This window comes from Pseudomonas sp. ARP3 (assembly GCF_001029595.1).
Classification (GTDB): Bacteria; Pseudomonadota; Gammaproteobacteria; order Pseudomonadales; family Pseudomonadaceae; genus Aquipseudomonas; species Aquipseudomonas rhodesiae.
The window spans coordinates 187,573-202,104 of the sequence record NZ_LEKF01000006.1 but is presented as its reverse complement, the minus strand read 5'-3'; the positions used below and the strand labels follow the sequence as shown (position 1 = coordinate 202,104).

The 14,532-nt window shown below is 59.3% G+C and carries 13 protein-coding genes and 1 tRNA gene; 11 read left to right on the top strand and 3 right to left on the bottom strand.

The window, feature by feature from the left end; genetic code table 11:
• Nucleotides 1–16 precede the first annotated feature (16 nt).
• Entirely contained in the window at nt 17–688 is a 672-nt protein-coding gene (locus ABX75_RS10055; protein WP_047881861.1) for a Bax inhibitor-1/YccA family protein, read from the bottom strand.
• A 152-nt stretch (nt 689–840) separates the two neighbouring features.
• Here ABX75_RS10055 and ABX75_RS10050 point away from each other — a divergent pair.
• The 4 genes from ABX75_RS10050 (at nt 841) to ABX75_RS29850 (ending at nt 4,340) form a co-directional block, all read left to right on the top strand.
• Nucleotides 841–931, top strand: a tRNA-Ser gene (locus ABX75_RS10050).
• A gap of 808 nt (nt 932–1,739) precedes the next feature.
• Nucleotides 1,740–2,489, top strand: a complete 750-nt coding sequence (locus ABX75_RS10045) for a hypothetical protein (RefSeq protein ID WP_034099834.1) — start codon at nt 1,740–1,742, stop codon at nt 2,487–2,489.
• 133 nt (nt 2,490–2,622) lie between these two features.
• Nucleotides 2,623–2,892 carry a hypothetical protein gene (locus ABX75_RS10040; protein WP_047881860.1) on the top strand — a complete coding sequence of 90 codons (270 nt, stop codon included), beginning with the start codon at nt 2,623–2,625 and terminating at the stop codon, nt 2,890–2,892.
• 134 nt (nt 2,893–3,026) lie between these two features.
• Nucleotides 3,027–4,340: a PAS domain-containing methyl-accepting chemotaxis protein gene (locus tag ABX75_RS29850; protein ID WP_047881859.1), complete on the top strand. Its 1,314-nt coding sequence runs from the start codon at nt 3,027–3,029 to the stop codon at nt 4,338–4,340.
• Between the two features lie 42 nt (nt 4,341–4,382).
• Here ABX75_RS29850 and ABX75_RS10030 read toward each other — a convergent pair whose 3' ends face one another.
• Nucleotides 4,383–4,664: a hypothetical protein gene (locus tag ABX75_RS10030; protein WP_034098596.1), complete on the bottom strand. Its 282-nt coding sequence runs from the start codon at nt 4,662–4,664 to the stop codon at nt 4,383–4,385.
• A 230-nt stretch (nt 4,665–4,894) separates the two neighbouring features.
• Between ABX75_RS10030 and ABX75_RS10025 the strand changes: the two genes are divergently transcribed.
• From ABX75_RS10025 to ABX75_RS10015, 3 genes are all read left to right on the top strand, one after another.
• Entirely contained in the window at nt 4,895–7,012 is a 2,118-nt protein-coding gene (locus tag ABX75_RS10025; protein WP_047881858.1) for a TonB-dependent receptor domain-containing protein, read from the top strand.
• 86 nt (nt 7,013–7,098) lie between these two features.
• Nucleotides 7,099–7,641, top strand: coding sequence for a sigma-70 family RNA polymerase sigma factor (locus tag ABX75_RS10020; RefSeq protein WP_047881857.1), 543 nt, complete (start codon nt 7,099–7,101; stop codon nt 7,639–7,641).
• Nucleotides 7,638–8,570, top strand: coding sequence for a FecR family protein (locus ABX75_RS10015; protein WP_047881856.1), 933 nt, complete (start codon nt 7,638–7,640; stop codon nt 8,568–8,570). The genes ABX75_RS10020 and ABX75_RS10015 overlap by 4 nt, the downstream gene beginning before the upstream one ends.
• Here the strand turns inward: ABX75_RS10015 and ABX75_RS10010 are convergent.
• Entirely contained in the window at nt 8,567–10,396 is a 1,830-nt protein-coding gene (locus ABX75_RS10010; RefSeq protein WP_047881855.1) for a sigma-54-dependent Fis family transcriptional regulator, read from the bottom strand. The two genes, ABX75_RS10015 and ABX75_RS10010, sit on opposite strands and share 4 nt — an antisense overlap.
• A 268-nt stretch (nt 10,397–10,664) precedes the next feature.
• Between ABX75_RS10010 and ABX75_RS10005 the strand changes: the two genes are divergently transcribed.
• Genes ABX75_RS10005 through ABX75_RS09990 form a run of 4 tightly spaced genes read left to right on the top strand, consistent with a single transcriptional unit; the run spans nt 10,665 to nt 14,530 of the window.
• Nucleotides 10,665–11,759 carry an ABC transporter ATP-binding protein gene (locus ABX75_RS10005; protein ID WP_034098586.1) on the top strand — a complete coding sequence of 365 codons (1,095 nt, stop codon included), beginning with the start codon at nt 10,665–10,667 and terminating at the stop codon, nt 11,757–11,759.
• Nucleotides 11,759–12,856 (top strand): ABC transporter ATP-binding protein, encoded by a 1,098-nt coding sequence (locus ABX75_RS10000; protein WP_047881854.1) that lies wholly within the window; start codon nt 11,759–11,761, stop codon nt 12,854–12,856. The genes ABX75_RS10005 and ABX75_RS10000 overlap by 1 nt, the downstream gene beginning before the upstream one ends.
• Nucleotides 12,853–13,719, top strand: coding sequence for a carbohydrate ABC transporter permease (locus tag ABX75_RS09995; protein WP_034098582.1), 867 nt, complete (start codon nt 12,853–12,855; stop codon nt 13,717–13,719). Before ABX75_RS10000 ends, ABX75_RS09995 begins: the two co-directional genes overlap by 4 nt.
• Nucleotides 13,720–13,729: 10 nt before the next feature.
• The gene (locus tag ABX75_RS09990; protein ID WP_034098580.1) at nt 13,730–14,530 is read left to right on the top strand and encodes a carbohydrate ABC transporter permease; all 801 of its coding nucleotides are present in this window, start codon (nt 13,730–13,732) and stop codon (nt 14,528–14,530) included.
• Nucleotides 14,531–14,532: the final 2 nt, after the last annotated feature.

Below are 14,532 nucleotides of genomic sequence, written 5' to 3'. Positions count from 1 at the left end.
TTTATACCGCAGTGAATCAGTCGTCACGGCTCATGATGCCGAAGATCTGCAACAGGCTGATGAACAGGTTGTAGATCGATACATACAGGCTCACGGTCGCCATGATGTAGTTGCGCTCACCGCCGTGGATGATGGCGCTGGTCTGGAACAGGATGCACACCGAGGAAAACAGCACGAAACCGGCGCTGATCGCCAGTTGCAGGCCACTGATCTGGAAGAACATGCCCGCAACCACGGCCGCCAGCAACACGAAGAAACCTGCGGTGATGAAGCCGCCCAGGAAGCTCATGTCTTTACGGGTGACCAGCACATAACCCGACAAACCACCGAACACCAGCGCGGTCATGGCAAACGCCGAACTCACTACTTCCGCGCCGCCAGCCATTCCAAGGTAACGGTTAAGGATCGGGCCGAGGATAAAACCCATGAAACCGGTCAAGGCAAACGCCGACACCAGGCCCCAGGCCGAGTCGCGAAGCTTGTTGGTGAGGAAGAACAGGCCGTAGAAACCGATCAGCACCACGAAGATATTCGGGTAGCCGACACGCATCTGCTGCGCCACGAACGCCATCACGCCACTGAAGGCGAGAGTCAGGGCGAGCAGGCCATAGGTGTTGCGCAACACGCGGCTGACTTCGAGCTGCTCAGCCTGCGCGTTGCCATTCACTGCGTAATTCTGTTCGCGCATGGCGACACTCCTTGGGTTTTGAAACGTTCAGTCGCAAAGATCATAACAGACGCTCTGTAACAAGCGATGGCGAGAGTTTGACAGTGTGTTTCATTCGGGTATTATGGCGCCCGCTGAGACGGGATGGGCTATTATCCTCCTGTATCACACAAGGGAAATTGGCAGAGTGGTTGAATGCACCGGTCTTGAAAACCGGCGGACGTTAATAGCGTCTCCAGGGTTCGAATCCCTGGTTTCCCGCCAAATAGCTTCACAAATCCCGCGAGCTACAAGCTCTGCGGGATTTTTTTTGCCTTGGATTTGCCTATGTATCCAATTTGTGGCGAAATCTCTGGAGCTGGCCTTGGGCTGCGCAACGCTACGAGAGAGTGAAAACGGGGGCGAGGCCATCACTCCACACTACAAATCCACCGATGGTTGCGCCGATAAGGCGCGCGGATGAAATGCACGTCTGAAACCAGATTAAGGCCATGTTTCTGTAGTGCTTTGGTCAATTGTACGAGTGTCTCTGCCTGGATAGTCATTGCTGTTACCTCATCAGATGAACTGCGCTCATAGTTCTTGACCTGATGGACAACCTGCTAATTCAAATTTTCTACAGCGGTGATTGAAGGCAGCGTTTGCAAAAGTTCGACAAGAGTGGCATTCCCTGACGCCTGTCGATTAACTCAACCAATAAACGCGTTGCCATATTGACTTTCTGGCGAGGTTTTTTGCGCTCAACAGCGCGCCGCCGAATACATCCTGGCAGTGGTTTGCAGCCCTTTTCCGATCAACAGAAAAGTTGAGCCACCGACATCAGGCAAATTATTTGCACAACCATTTGAGCGCGAATTGGGTGTCTCATTGTGCTGACCCTCACTAAACGTGCCGGTTAAACGAGTCGCCTTTGTCATTAGTATAGATCGTGCAACAAATTGTTCACGGGTAATGCGTGTTCCCGTCACGACTATCTGCGCAAGTGTGTCGCACTTTTTTTGATTTCTCCGCTCTATCAGTGTCTTAACCTCGCCGAATTCCAGTGTGAAGGGAACGATCAGACCGGATGCCGATGGATCGCAGCTTACTTATTTCAATTATTCGTCGGACTCGATGGCCATTGCTGTTGACGGCTGTTTTTGTGTTCCTGACCGCCGGCTGCACGCAGCAGCAAGGCCGCGATATCGCCAAGCAGTTCAGCAATGGCAAGCCCGATGAATTCTTTCAGACCAGCGTCGACCGTATGGCCACCCTGGGCATGCGTGACAACCTGCGAAGCTTGTATTTGCTGATGAGCAAGCTGTATCTGCGCAACCCCAACCAGTGGCGGCAGTCGGGACATCCGGATGCGGTAAGCGCGCAGCGGGAGATTCGCCAAGCCATTGAGCAGCGCCGGCCGCTGGCGGCTCTGGGTGAACGTCGGGACCTGGCGGCGTTGAGTTATTCGTTGAGCCCAGAGTTCAAGGGCGACCGCGTCGGTGCGTTTATCTACGCAATCGGCAGTATGATCGTGACCGCCCATGGCGGGCGTACCGAGTTCTACTTGACCGATTCGATCAACCCGCAGTTCGTCAGCAACGCGGCGCGCAATATTGAGAAAGCCACCTGGCTGCTCAGCCAGCGTCAGGATGCGAACGGTGTGCTACTGCTGTTTTCCAACGAAATATCGGAGGAGGGCAGCAACCTCAGTTTTGCGGTCGAGTTCGGCAAAATAGTGGCGCGCTTGGACCTGCTCACGCAAATGCTCGACGAGCGCTACCGGCGCATCGGCCTGAACTATGCACAAAGTCTGCTGCTGATGAATTTTCTGCCGGTGCAGTGATCGCTGTTTGCGTCGCGCCGGGTGCATTGCTTCTCTTTTCTCTGTAGGAAACAGCCTATCTTGCATGGCGGTGCTTGAAACACTCCTGCCTCGGCAATAGCCTCGGACTTTTCTGAAAAAACGAGGCCCTACCTTGGGTAAGCGAAAAACGGTCTGGCCTACTGATCGCGAAATACGCCTGCGCTTTATGCTCTTCGCTGTGATTGATGCCGCAACGGTCCAGGGTGTCAGTGCTGAAGTGCTGCTGCCGGCGCAGAAATTACTGAGTGAATCGCCTAACGAAACGCAATTCCTGGAAGCCCTTGGGGAAATACTTGCGACCGAGGAAATGCAGGGCTTCAGGTTTACTCCAGGTTCAGAGGCCGATGAATTGATGCAGACGCTGCAAATACCCATCCCCTGAAACGCTCATACCACAGGCCCCGAGACGGCCTGGCGCGTCTTCAGTCGAGAGCTATCATGACAGTTCGTCGACCGGTGTTTAAGCATTGGACGACTTAGCCGATGCAGTGATGACAACCCTCAGTGGACGCCAACATGTTTAATCGACGCTTGAAGAAGGACCTTCTGGACCAGGACGATGAACTCTTCCTGCTCCGTCAACTCGTCGCTCAATGTGATCGAGGCATGATCTCCATACGCTTGGATGCCGACTTTCGCATCACGGCCGTCAATGAGGGTTTCGCGCGGGCCTTGGGCTATTCCCGTGAGCAAATAGAGGGGCGCTTGCTAGAGGAAATCGTTCCTCCTTACGTCAAGGACCTGCCGTGCTTTCGAAATTTCAGCGCGTCGGTCGCGCGCGTTGAGCCGGTCAGGGATGATTACCGATTTCTGCGCAACGATAGCAACCTGGCCTGGTTCAATTTGACCTGGCTCCCGATCAATGGCCGTGATGGTCGGCTGTTACAGGTCCAGGGTTACGGCGCAGAAGTCACTCGCGCCATCGAAACCGGCAAGGAAAACGAAGCGTTTATCAACGCGTTGTTGCGCTCGACGGCGGTCATCCAGTTCAAGCTGGATGGCACCGTAGTTACCGCCAATAAACAATTTCTCGATGCCATGGGTTATACGCTCGACCAGATCGTGGGCAAAAAACACAGCATGTTCTGCACCGCACAGGAAGCGGCGTCGCCGGCGTACAGCCATTTCTGGCAGACGCTCAACCGTGGGGAATTCGTGGCCAGCCGTTTCAAACGCGTGGATAGTCGTGGCCATGAAGTGTGGCTCGAAGCGACCTACAACCCTGTGCACGATGCCGAAGGTAACCTGTGCAAAGTGGTCAAGTTTGCCAGTGTGGTAACCGACCAGGTCTTGAGAGAGTCGGAGGTCAAGGAAGCTGCCGGCGTAGCCTATGAAGTGTCACAGCAAACCGATGTGACCGCCGAGCGCGGCGCGGCGGTGGTGCAAAATACCGTGCAGACCATGCAGAACATCGCCACGCAAATGCAGTCGGCCACCGGCAGCATCGAGGCGCTGGGCAAGCAATCATTGTTGATCAGTGCAATTGTGCAGACCATCGGTGGTATCGCCGCGCAAACCAACCTGTTGGCGCTCAATGCGGCCATTGAGGCCGCGCGTGCGGGTGAACAGGGCAGAGGGTTCGCGGTGGTCGCCGATGAGGTCCGGCAGCTGGCTAGTCGTACCAGTGCCGCGACGGAGGAGATTGTCAGCGTGGTTCAACAGAACCAGAGGCTGGCCGATGAAGCCATCGCCGAAATGTTCAGCAGCCGCGAACAGGCCGAGCAAGGCCTGACATTGGCCAATCAGGCCGGTGCGGTCATCAACGAAATCCAAGGCGGCGCCAAGCAAGTGGTCAGTGCAGTAGGGCGCTTTGCCAACGAGTTGCAATAGCGCCTGACGCGCTCGGTCAGGCCACTAACGGGCGAAGTGCGTTCAGTCATCCAGGCTGAACGTCAGCCAGTGGGCGTTATCTGTTTGCCGATTGATCTCCACGATCACCCCCTTTATTTCCCGCCCCTGGGGCAATGTCACCGTGACATGGTTGGCGTGCCCCGGCCATTGCAGCGGACCATCCGCCTCCAGGCGCACGATGGTCGGCGTGCCATTTTCCGACAGACGAATATTGACCGATGGGTTCGGGCATTCCTCCGGCTCGGCGCCGAGGTGGCGTGAGGCCAGGAGTACATGGGCGGTACCTTCGTGGGTCAGCGACATAGTGGTTTCCTTTTGAATGCGCGCGGTGAGTTGAGCAGTGGACCTCACGCAGGTCCTGGAGGTTTCGTCGGGTTGCGACGCGCTGTTCTGCCTTTATCCGGTTCTGATGCTGCCGTGGGAAAGTTCGATGTGCTAATCGGGCGTGACTTGTCGCCCATCGTTGCCTTCCCAACACTGCCCGCGTGCTGGGCCAAGCCTCGCACGCCTCCGAATTTCAAGGATTTGCCCTCATGCTGTTGCGTCAACCTCCGTTTCTGTTTGCTGCCTTGGCCCTGACCTCCCTGGCGCATGCCGAAGAACTGCAATTGGCGCCGGTGGAAGTCACCAGCAGCGAGGCCAGCGTTGGCGAAGTGGCCCAGGCGCAATTGCGCAGCGTGCCTGGCGCCACTAACTACATCGACATGAACAGCGTGCAGCAGGGGCGGGTCAGTTCCAACGAGGACGTGTTCAAGTACCAGGCTGGGGTGTACGCCAAGGCGGCTAATAACGAAGGGGTGAAACTGTCCATTCGCGGCTCGGGCCTCAACCGCGGGCCAGGCGCCCACGCCTCCGGCTTGTACGAAATGTTCGACGGCCTGCCTTTGACTGGCCCCGGCGGCACCCCCTACGAACTCAAAGACCCGCTATGGCAAAGCCGGGTCGAGGTGTTGCGTGGAGCCAACGGTTTTGACCAAGGCGCGCTGGCGCTGGGCGGGGCAGTCAATTACGTGACCCGCACCGGCTACGACGCGCCCAAGCTGCAACTGCGCTATGAGATGGGTAGCCGTGGCTACGGGCAGCGTGAGATCAGTTCGGGCCAGGTGCTGGGGGATGCCGATTACTACATCAGCCTTACCGATTCCGAGTCCGACGGCTATCAGCACCAAAGCGCCGCCACCGGCAAAGGGGTTGCCGCCAACTTCGGCTATCGCTTCAACCCGAATCTGGAGACGCGTTTTTACCTGCGCTACCGCGAAACCACCAACGACACCCCCGGCAAACTCACCCGTGACCAGATCAGCCATGATCCACGCGCGGCCAATCGCCTCAATGCCGCCCGCGATTCCAAGCGCCTGCAACCCGGTTCCACCTGGCTGGCCAACAAGACCACTTTGCAGTTGGATGACAACAGTCGGGTCGAGGTAGGCCTGGCCTACCACGATTACCCCATGGACCTGCGCGAAGGCACCAATCGCCTGAAAGTCGCCTACGCCGATATCAGCGGCACCCTCAATTACATCCGCCAGGACACACTGTTCGGCCACGACAGCAAGACCACCGTGGGGCTGCGCACCACTCAGGCAATGCCCAACAATGGCACGTCGGAATATGTACGCACTCCCGCGAATAATACTGCGTCCTACGCTCCCGGCACTAAAACCCGCGACTACAGCTACCTGGGTTCCGACACCGTGCTGCATGTGGGCAACGACCTGGAACTGGTTCCTGACCTGTGGCTGACCACCGGCCTTGCGGCGATCTACACCCGCCGCGAAACCGAAGTGACCTACCCGGCCACGGGCACGCCGGTCAGCCAACACGATTGGGACTACGCACCACGCATCGGCCTGCGCTATGACCTCACCGCGCAATTGCAGGTATACGGCAACCTGAGCCGTTCGGTGGAGCCGCCGCACGCCTGGTCGATGATCTGGGGTTCCAACCGCTATTTCCCTAAAGACAGCGGCCCGGCCACTGGCTTGCAGCGTGAAGGCGTGAAGCTGAAAAACCAGACCGCCACTACCCTGGAAATCGGCGGGCGGGGCGAGCAGTGGTTTGGTCAGTGGGACTTGGCGCTGTACCGCTCCGAGGTGCGCCACGAATTGCTCAGCGTCGAGACCCAGGCGCAAACAGCCACCTCCAATGCCGTGATCGCCGAGTCCAACGCCAGCCCCACCGTGCATCAGGGTGTGGAACTGAGCCTGCTCAGTCCGCTGTGGGAGGGCGGCCGCAACGGTCAGCTCGCCCTGCGCCAGGCCTACACTTTCAGTGACTTCCATTACCGCGACGACGAGCGCTTTGGCGACAATACCTTGCCGGGCATCCCCAAGCATTATTACCAGGCGCAACTGCGCTACAGCCACCCGACGGGGTTCTACACCAGCCTCAACACTGAGCATTCGTCGCTAGTGGCGGTGGATTACGCCAATTCCTACTACGCCGCGTCCTACACCACACTGGGCGCCACCTTCGGCTACGACGCCCCCAAACAAGACTGGCAAGCCTGGGTCGACCTGCGCAATCTGACCAACCGGCGTTACGCCAACACCGTGACGCCCGGTTACGACGACAACGGCTTGGATGCCGCGCGTTCAACCCCGGCGGACGGTCGTGGCATTTACACCGGTGTGTCGTGGAGCTGGCGTTAAGCCGCGTGTCAGCCCTTGCTCCCATAGCGTTTTACTGGCATTGTTCGCGCAATTGGTAATATTTCCCATTTGAGAAGTTTTTGCGCATGCATGACATTCCGGCCGCGCTGGGCGATCCAGTGCGTCAGCAGACCCTTGCGGCGATGTACCGCGAACACCATGGCTGGTTGCACGGTTGGCTGCGCAAAAAACTCGGGTGCTCGCAACAGGCCGCCGACCTGGCCCACGATGCGTTTATTCGCGTCTTGATGCTGTCCGAGCCGCAGCACATCCAAGAGCCGCGAGCCTTTTTGGCGACCACGGCGGGGCGCCTGCTGATCGATGGCGCGCGTCGGCGGCGCATTGAAAAAGCCTACCTGCAAGCGCTAGCAATCCAGAGCGAAGACGCCGGCATGCCCGATCCCGCAGCCATTCACGTGGCACTGCAAGCCTTGGAGCGTATCGCCGAGATGCTCACCGGTTTGCCGGCCAAGGCCCGCGAAGCGTTTCTGCTGAGCCGCCTCGACGGGCTGACCTACAGCGAAATCGCCCTGCGCTTGAACGTGTCCCCCAGCTCGGTCAAAAACTACATTTCCAGTGCTCTGGTGCACTGCTACCACAGCCTGCACGCGGCAGACCCGCTGTCGTGAGTTCCGAACAGATCATTCAGCAAGCGGCGAATTGGCTGACGCGTCTGCACGACGAAGATGTCAGCGACGCCGAGCGACGGGCATTCGAGGCCTGGTGCCAGGCCGACCCGCGCCACGGGGTGGCCATCGAGCGTATGCGCGGCCTGTGGGGGAGTTTCGACACCGTTCCCGCGCAACCGGCGCGCATTGCCCTTAAGCGCGCTTTTCCCACGCCACGCGCGCGCGGAGCCCAGGTGGTAGGCCTGCTCGGCGTATTGCTGTGCGGTTGGCTGAGCCTGGAACATATGCCGGTGTGGATGGCCGACCAGCGCACCGGCGTCGGCGAGCGGCGCCAAATCGCCCTGGCAGACGGCAGCCAGTTGCAGCTCAACAGCAACTCGGCGGTGGACGTGAAATTCGACGGCCATCAGCGAGTGATCGAGTTGTTGCAGGGGGAGCTGTGGGTCGATGTGGCCAAGGACGCGCAACGGCCCTTCGTGGTGCGTACCGACCAAGGCACGGCGACGGCGTTGGGTACGCGCTACCTGGTCAAGCGCGCGGCGGACGGCTCGACGGTGGTGACGGTGATCGAGTCCACCGTGGCGGTCAAAGGGCAGGAAAGCGACAGCGTCAAGGTCACGGCCGGGCAACGCTCGGTGGTGGATCACGGCCGCGCCCAGCCGCCCCAGTCTATCGGTAATGCCGACGCGGACGCCTGGACCCGTGGCCTGCTCAAGGTCAACGACCAACCCTTGGCCGAGGTGCTGCAAACCCTGGCCAGCTACCGCCACGGCCTGTTGCGGTTCGATGCCGCTGCTTTGGGCGATATCCGCGTGTCCGGGGTGTTCAAGCTGGATGACACCTCGGCGGCGCTGTCGGCATTGGCCGATAACCTGCCGATTCAGGTCGAGTACTTCACCGATCTGCTGGTGGTGGTCAAGCCGCTTTAGTGCTGGCGCAGGCGTTTATACAAGGTGTTTCGGCTCACTCCCAATTCCCTGGCAAGGTGGGAAATATTACCGCCGGCGGCTTTCAGGCGCCGGGTCAGGTCGTCGCTGTCGTCCAGCCCATCGTTGGCCGGGGCCGGCGCCGCTCGGTCCAAGTCGACGAAGAAGTCGTCCGGCAGATGCTCGACGCGGATCGGCTGCTCTTCGGCCATCGCCAGCGCCACCTGCAGCACGCTGCTGACCTGGCGCAGATTGCCCGGCCAAGGATGCTGCTCGAACAGTGCCAGCACCTCGGCGCTCAAGCCGGCCCTTTGCGTGGGTTCGCGATGCTGTTGCCACAGTTGTTGGAACAGCGCCTGTTTGTCACGGCGTTCGCGCAATGGGGGCAGTTCCAGGGTCAGGCCGCCGATGCGGTAGAACAAATCCTCGCGGAAACGCCCGGCCTGCACCCACTCGCGCAAGGCTCGATTGGTGGCGGAGATAATGCGCAGATCCACCGGGAACAGGTCGCTGCTGCCCACTGGTTGCACGCAGCGTTCTTGCAAAACCCGCAATAGCCGCGCCTGGGTCGGGAGCGGCATGTCACCGATTTCATCGAGAAACAGTGTGCCTTTGTCCGCTTTGCGGATCAGGCCGATGCTGCCTTTCTGATTGGCACCGGTGAACGCGCCTTTTTCGTAGCCAAACAACTCCGATTCCACCAATTCGGCGGGAATCGCCGCACAGTTCACCGCGATAAAGGCCTGGCGGCTGCGGGAACTGGCCTGGTGCAAGGCTTTGACGAACACTTCCTTGCCCACGCCGGTTTCGCCGTGGATCAGCAGCGGAATGTCTTTTTCCAGCAGGCGCTCGGCCTGGCGCACGGCTTTTTCCACACGCGGGTCGCCAAAGTGCAGGGTCTTAAGACCGATGGCCGTGGGGGCAGGCGAAGGGCGCGGTTCGCGAGTCTTAGTTTCGGTAAACACGCGGGCTTGCACCGGCTGCTGGAGGGGGCGCTTGAGCAGGCACTGGAAACGGTTGCGCCCGGCCGCCTGCAATGAGAACGGCAAGCCTTCGGGCTGGTTGAGCAATTCCAGCAACGACACTTTGAACAGGCTGTCGATCATCACGCGCGACAAACTGATGCCCAGCAGGTTGTCGGCGCGACGGTTGGCCGAGAGGACCTGGCCGCTTTCATCGAAAATCAGCAACCCCGCCCACTGGCTATCGAGATTGCTCAAACCGGTATTGAAGGTCAGCTGGAAGTGCTCGCCGCGAAACAGGTTGAGGATCAAACGGTTCTCCACGGTCTGGCTCATCATCTTGACCATGCCGAGGGTATGGGAGGGCGGCAGGTAGCTGTCGCTGGATACATCCAGCACCGCGATGATTTCGCGCTGGGCATCGAAGATCGGCGCCGCGGAACCGGTCATAAAGCGGTTGGCCTTGAGAAAGTGTTCGTCGTGCGCGATGTGCACCGCCTGGGCACAGGCCAAGGCGGTGCCGATGGCATTGGTGCCGCTGGCGCGCTCCAGCCAGCTGGCGCCAGCGCTGAAACCACGGGCCAGCTTGGGTTCGATAAAACGCTGGGTGCCCCACGACGTCAGCACTTGGCCCTGGTTGTCGGCCAGCATGATCAGGCAGTTGGAGTTGCTGAGGATATTTTCGTAGTAGGGCAGGACTTCCTGGTGAGTGGTCTGCACCAGGGAATGCTGGCTCTCCAGCAATTGGCTGATGCCCTCGGCGGGCAACTGGTCAAAGCTGGGGGGGCTTTGGTGGTCCAGGCCAAAGGCGCGGCAGCGGCGCCAGGAGTCCTGAATGATGGTGTCGTGAGCCAAGGGTTCGGCCATGGGGCGACCTTCTTTTTATTGTTTTGGGGTCTTGGGCAATCTACTGACGCCACCGCTACAAAATGCGTTGAGCATTCAATCGGCTTCAAAGAGTGTTGTTCAGAACTGTTCACTGTCAAGCCCCAAACTGTTCACTTGCTCAACCAAATTGTTCACTCCTGAACATCACTTAAGCCCCATTTCCTTGTCAATCAAGTACCTGCATTTTTGGCACGAAACTCGCTCTGACGACTGGCCAGATTCATTCCAATAATAAAAAGGTCGTGTCATGTCATTGACCCTGGAACATGTCTCCCGCGTTGTCGAAGGCCAGACTTGGATCGACGACGCCAACCTGCGTTTCGAACCCGGTTCCTTCAACGTTCTGCTTGGTCGGACGCTCTCCGGCAAGACCAGCCTGATGCGTCTGATGGCTGGGCTGGACAAGCCCGACAGCGGCCGCATCCTGATGAACGGCGTGGACGTCACCCACAAGCCGGTGCGCCTGCGTAATGTGTCGATGGTCTATCAGCAGTTCATTAACTACCCGACCATGACCGTGTTCGAGAACATCGCCTCGCCGTTGCGCCAGGCCGGCATGGCCCATGAGCTGATCCAGAGCAAGGTGCTGGAAACCGCCAGGATGCTGCGCATCGAAAAATTCCTGCAACGCCACCCGCTCGAACTGTCCGGTGGCCAGCAGCAACGTACCGCCATGGCCCGGGCCTTGGTGAAGGATGCCGAACTGATCCTGTTCGACGAGCCGCTGGTGAACCTGGACTACAAACTGCGCGAAGAGCTGCGTCAGGAAATGCGCGAGCTGTTCGCCGCGCGGCACACCATCGCCCTCTATGCCACCACCGAGCCCAACGAAGCCCTGGCCCTGGGTGGCACCACCACCATCCTCCACGAAGGCCGGGTGATCCAGAGTGGCAAGGCCGCCGAGGTCTATCACCAGCCCCAGACGGTACTGGCTGCTGAGCTGTTTTCCGAACCCCCGATCAACCTGATGCCCGGGCGGATCAGCGGCAACGAAGTGAGCTTCGCCAATTTCGTGCATTTCCCCCTCAATGTGGACCTGCGTCCGATCGGAGAGGGCGAGTTCCGTTTCGGCGTACGCCCCAGCCATATCAGCCTGGTGCCGAGCAACGACGATGACCTGGAGCTGGCGGTGACCGTGGAAGTGGCTGAGATCAGCGGCTCCGAAACTTTTTTGCATGTGCGCAGCGAACATTTCCTACTGGTGCTGCACCTGCCGGGGGTGCATGAGTACGACGTCGATGCGCCGATCCGCGTGTATATCCCCACCCATAAACTGTTTGTGTTCGATGGTCAGGGCCGCTTGGTCCAGGCCCCCGGGCGCCGTGTCGCGAGGGTTGCCTGATGGCCGAGATCCATTTGCAGAACCTGGCGCACAGTTACAGTCCTACGCCGAGCGGGCCTGAAGACTACGCGATCCGGGCAATGAACCATGTGTGGGAGCAGGGCGGTGCCTACGCCTTGCTCGGCCCGTCGGGCTGCGGCAAGTCGACCTTGCTTAATATCATCTCCGGGTTGCTCAGCCCGTCCGAAGGCCAGGTGCTGTTCGATACCCAAGTGGTCAACGACCTTACGCCGGAAAAACGCAACATCGCCCAGGTGTTCCAGTTCCCGGTGGTCTACGACACCATGACGGTGTTCGACAACCTGGCTTTTCCATTGCGCAACCAGGGCATGGCCGAGGCGAAAATTCACAGCAAAGTGCAGGAAATCGCTGAAGTCCTCGACCTGCAAAACCTGCTGAACAAAAAAGCCCGCAACCTCACCGCCGACGAAAAGCAAAAAGTCTCCATGGGCCGCGGCCTGGTGCGTGACGACGTGTCGGCGATCCTGTTCGACGAACCGCTGACGGTGATCGATCCGCACCTGAAGTGGAAGCTGCGGCGCAAGCTCAAGCAGATCCATGAGCAGTTCAATATCACCATGGTCTACGTCACCCACGACCAGTTGGAAGCCTCGACCTTCGCCGACAAAATCGCGGTGATGTACGGCGGGCAGATCGTGCAGTTCGGCACGCCGCGAGAGCTGTTCGAACGGCCCAGCCATACCTTTGTCGGCTATTTCATCGGAAGCCCTGGGATGAATCTGATCGAGGTGCAGGCCGAGGCGGGCGGGGTACGCTTTGCCGGCACCCACCTGCCGCTATCTACTGCAATGCAACAGCGCCTTGCCGAGACCAGCTACCAGAGGTTGCAGGTTGGCATCCGCCCGGAATTTATCCACGTTTGGGACGAGCACAACCCTGACGCCCTGCAAGCCGATGTCACGCACCTGGAAGACCTCGGCACCTACAAGATCATGACCCTCACTCTCGACGGTGCGACGCTCAAAGTGCGCCTGGCCGAAGACAAACCGGTGCCCGAACACAAGGCTTCCATCAGTTTCCCCGCGCAATGGCTGATGCTCTACGCCGACGACTACCTGCTGGAGGTGTTGCCATGAACAAGGTGCAGAACAACAAAGCCTGGTGGCTGGTACTGCCGGTGTTCCTGCTGGTGGCGTTCAGTGCGGTGATCCCGATGATGACCGTGGTCAACTACTCAGTGCAGGACATTTTCGACCAGTCCAGCCGCTACTTTGTCGGGGCCGACTGGTACAAGCAGGTGCTGCTCGACCCGCGCCTGCACGACTCGTTGCTGCGCCAGTTCATCTATTCGGCCTGCGTGCTGTTGATCGAAATTCCGCTGGGTATCGCCATTGCCCTGACCATGCCGACCAAAGGTCGCTGGTCGTCGCTGGTGCTGATCATCCTGGCTATCCCGCTGCTGATTCCGTGGAACGTGGTGGGCACCATCTGGCAGATCTTCGGCCGCGCCGATATAGGCCTGCTGGGCTCGACCCTCAACGCCCTGGGGATCAACTACAACTACGCGGCCAACACTATGGACGCCTGGGTCACGGTGCTGGTGATGGACGTATGGCACTGGACCTCACTGGTGGCCCTGCTGTGTTATTCCGGCCTGCGGGCGATTCCGGACGTGTACTACCAGGCTGCGCGTATCGATCGCGCGTCGGCCTGGGCAGTTTTCCGACATATCCAGTTGCCCAAAATGAAGAGCGTGCTGTTGATCGCGGTGATGCTGCGCTTTATGGACAGCTTCATGATTTATACCGAACCCTTCGTCCTGACCGGCGGCGGACCGGGTAACGCCACCACGTTCCTGAGTCAGACATTGACCCAGATGGCCGTAGGTCAATTCGACCTGGGCCCGGCGGCGGCGTTTTCCCTGGTGTATTTCCTGATCATCCTGTTGGTGTCCTGGCTGTTCTACACCGCCATGACCCACTCCGACGCCAACCGCTGAGGCCGCCAACATGAGCAAACGCAAGCTGATTCCATTGTTGCTGTACATCCTGTTCCTGCTGGTGCCGATCTACTGGCTGCTGAACATGTCCTTCAAGAGCAACACTGAAATCCTCGGCGGCCTGACGCTGTTTCCGCAGGATTTCACCCTGGCCAACTACAAGGTGATCTTCACCGATCCGAGCTGGTACACCGGTTACCTCAATTCGTTGTACTACGTGAGCCTGAACACGGTGATCTCCCTGAGCGTGGCGCTGCCGGCGGCCTATGCGTTTTCGCGCTACCGCTTTCTGGGGGACAAGCACCTGTTCTTCTGGCTGCTGACCAACCGCATGGCGCCGCCGGCGGTGTTTTTGCTGCCGTTTTTCCAGCTCTACTCTTCCATCGGCCTGTTCGACACTCACATCGCTGTGGCGCTGGCCCATTGCCTGTTCAACGTGCCGTTGGCGGTGTGGATTCTGGAAGGCTTTATGTCCGGCGTGCCCAAGGAAATCGACGAAACCGCCTACATTGACGGTTACTCGTTTCCAAAGTTCTTCGTGAAGATTTTTGTTCCGTTGATCGGCTCCGGCATCGGGGTGACGGCATTTTTCTGCTTTATGTTTTCCTGGGTCGAGCTGCTGCTGGCGCGCACGCTCACGTCGGTCAACGCCAAGCCCATCGCGGCGGTGATGACCCGCACGGTGTCGGCCTCCGGTATCGACTGGGGCGTGCTGGCCGCGGCGGGGGTGTTGACCATCCTGCCGGGCATGCTGGTGATCTGGTTTGTTCGTAACCACGTGGCCAAGGGCTTTGCCCTGGGCCGGGTCTAGAG

What these genes read in the sequence shown, in the direction of transcription:
- ABX75_RS10010 (WP_047881855.1), bottom strand. Translation starts at nt 10,396, where the DNA reads ATGGCCGAACCCTTGGCTCACGACACCATCATTCAGGACTCCTGGCGC.
- ABX75_RS10045 (WP_034099834.1), top strand. Translation starts at nt 1,740, where the DNA reads ATGGATCGCAGCTTACTTATTTCAATTATTCGTCGGACTCGATGGCCA.
- ABX75_RS10000 (WP_047881854.1), top strand. Translation starts at nt 11,759, where the DNA reads ATGGCCGAGATCCATTTGCAGAACCTGGCGCACAGTTACAGTCCTACG.
- ABX75_RS09990 (WP_034098580.1), top strand. Translation starts at nt 13,730, where the DNA reads ATGAGCAAACGCAAGCTGATTCCATTGTTGCTGTACATCCTGTTCCTG.
- ABX75_RS10030 (WP_034098596.1), bottom strand. Translation starts at nt 4,664, where the DNA reads ATGTCGCTGACCCACGAAGGTACCGCCCATGTACTCCTGGCCTCACGC.
- ABX75_RS10055 (WP_047881861.1), bottom strand. Translation starts at nt 688, where the DNA reads ATGCGCGAACAGAATTACGCAGTGAATGGCAACGCGCAGGCTGAGCAG.
- ABX75_RS10005 (WP_034098586.1), top strand. Translation starts at nt 10,665, where the DNA reads ATGTCATTGACCCTGGAACATGTCTCCCGCGTTGTCGAAGGCCAGACT.
- ABX75_RS09995 (WP_034098582.1), top strand. Translation starts at nt 12,853, where the DNA reads ATGAACAAGGTGCAGAACAACAAAGCCTGGTGGCTGGTACTGCCGGTG.
- ABX75_RS10025 (WP_047881858.1), top strand. Translation starts at nt 4,895, where the DNA reads ATGCTGTTGCGTCAACCTCCGTTTCTGTTTGCTGCCTTGGCCCTGACC.
- ABX75_RS29850 (WP_047881859.1), top strand. Translation starts at nt 3,027, where the DNA reads ATGTTTAATCGACGCTTGAAGAAGGACCTTCTGGACCAGGACGATGAA.
- ABX75_RS10020 (WP_047881857.1), top strand. Translation starts at nt 7,099, where the DNA reads ATGCATGACATTCCGGCCGCGCTGGGCGATCCAGTGCGTCAGCAGACC.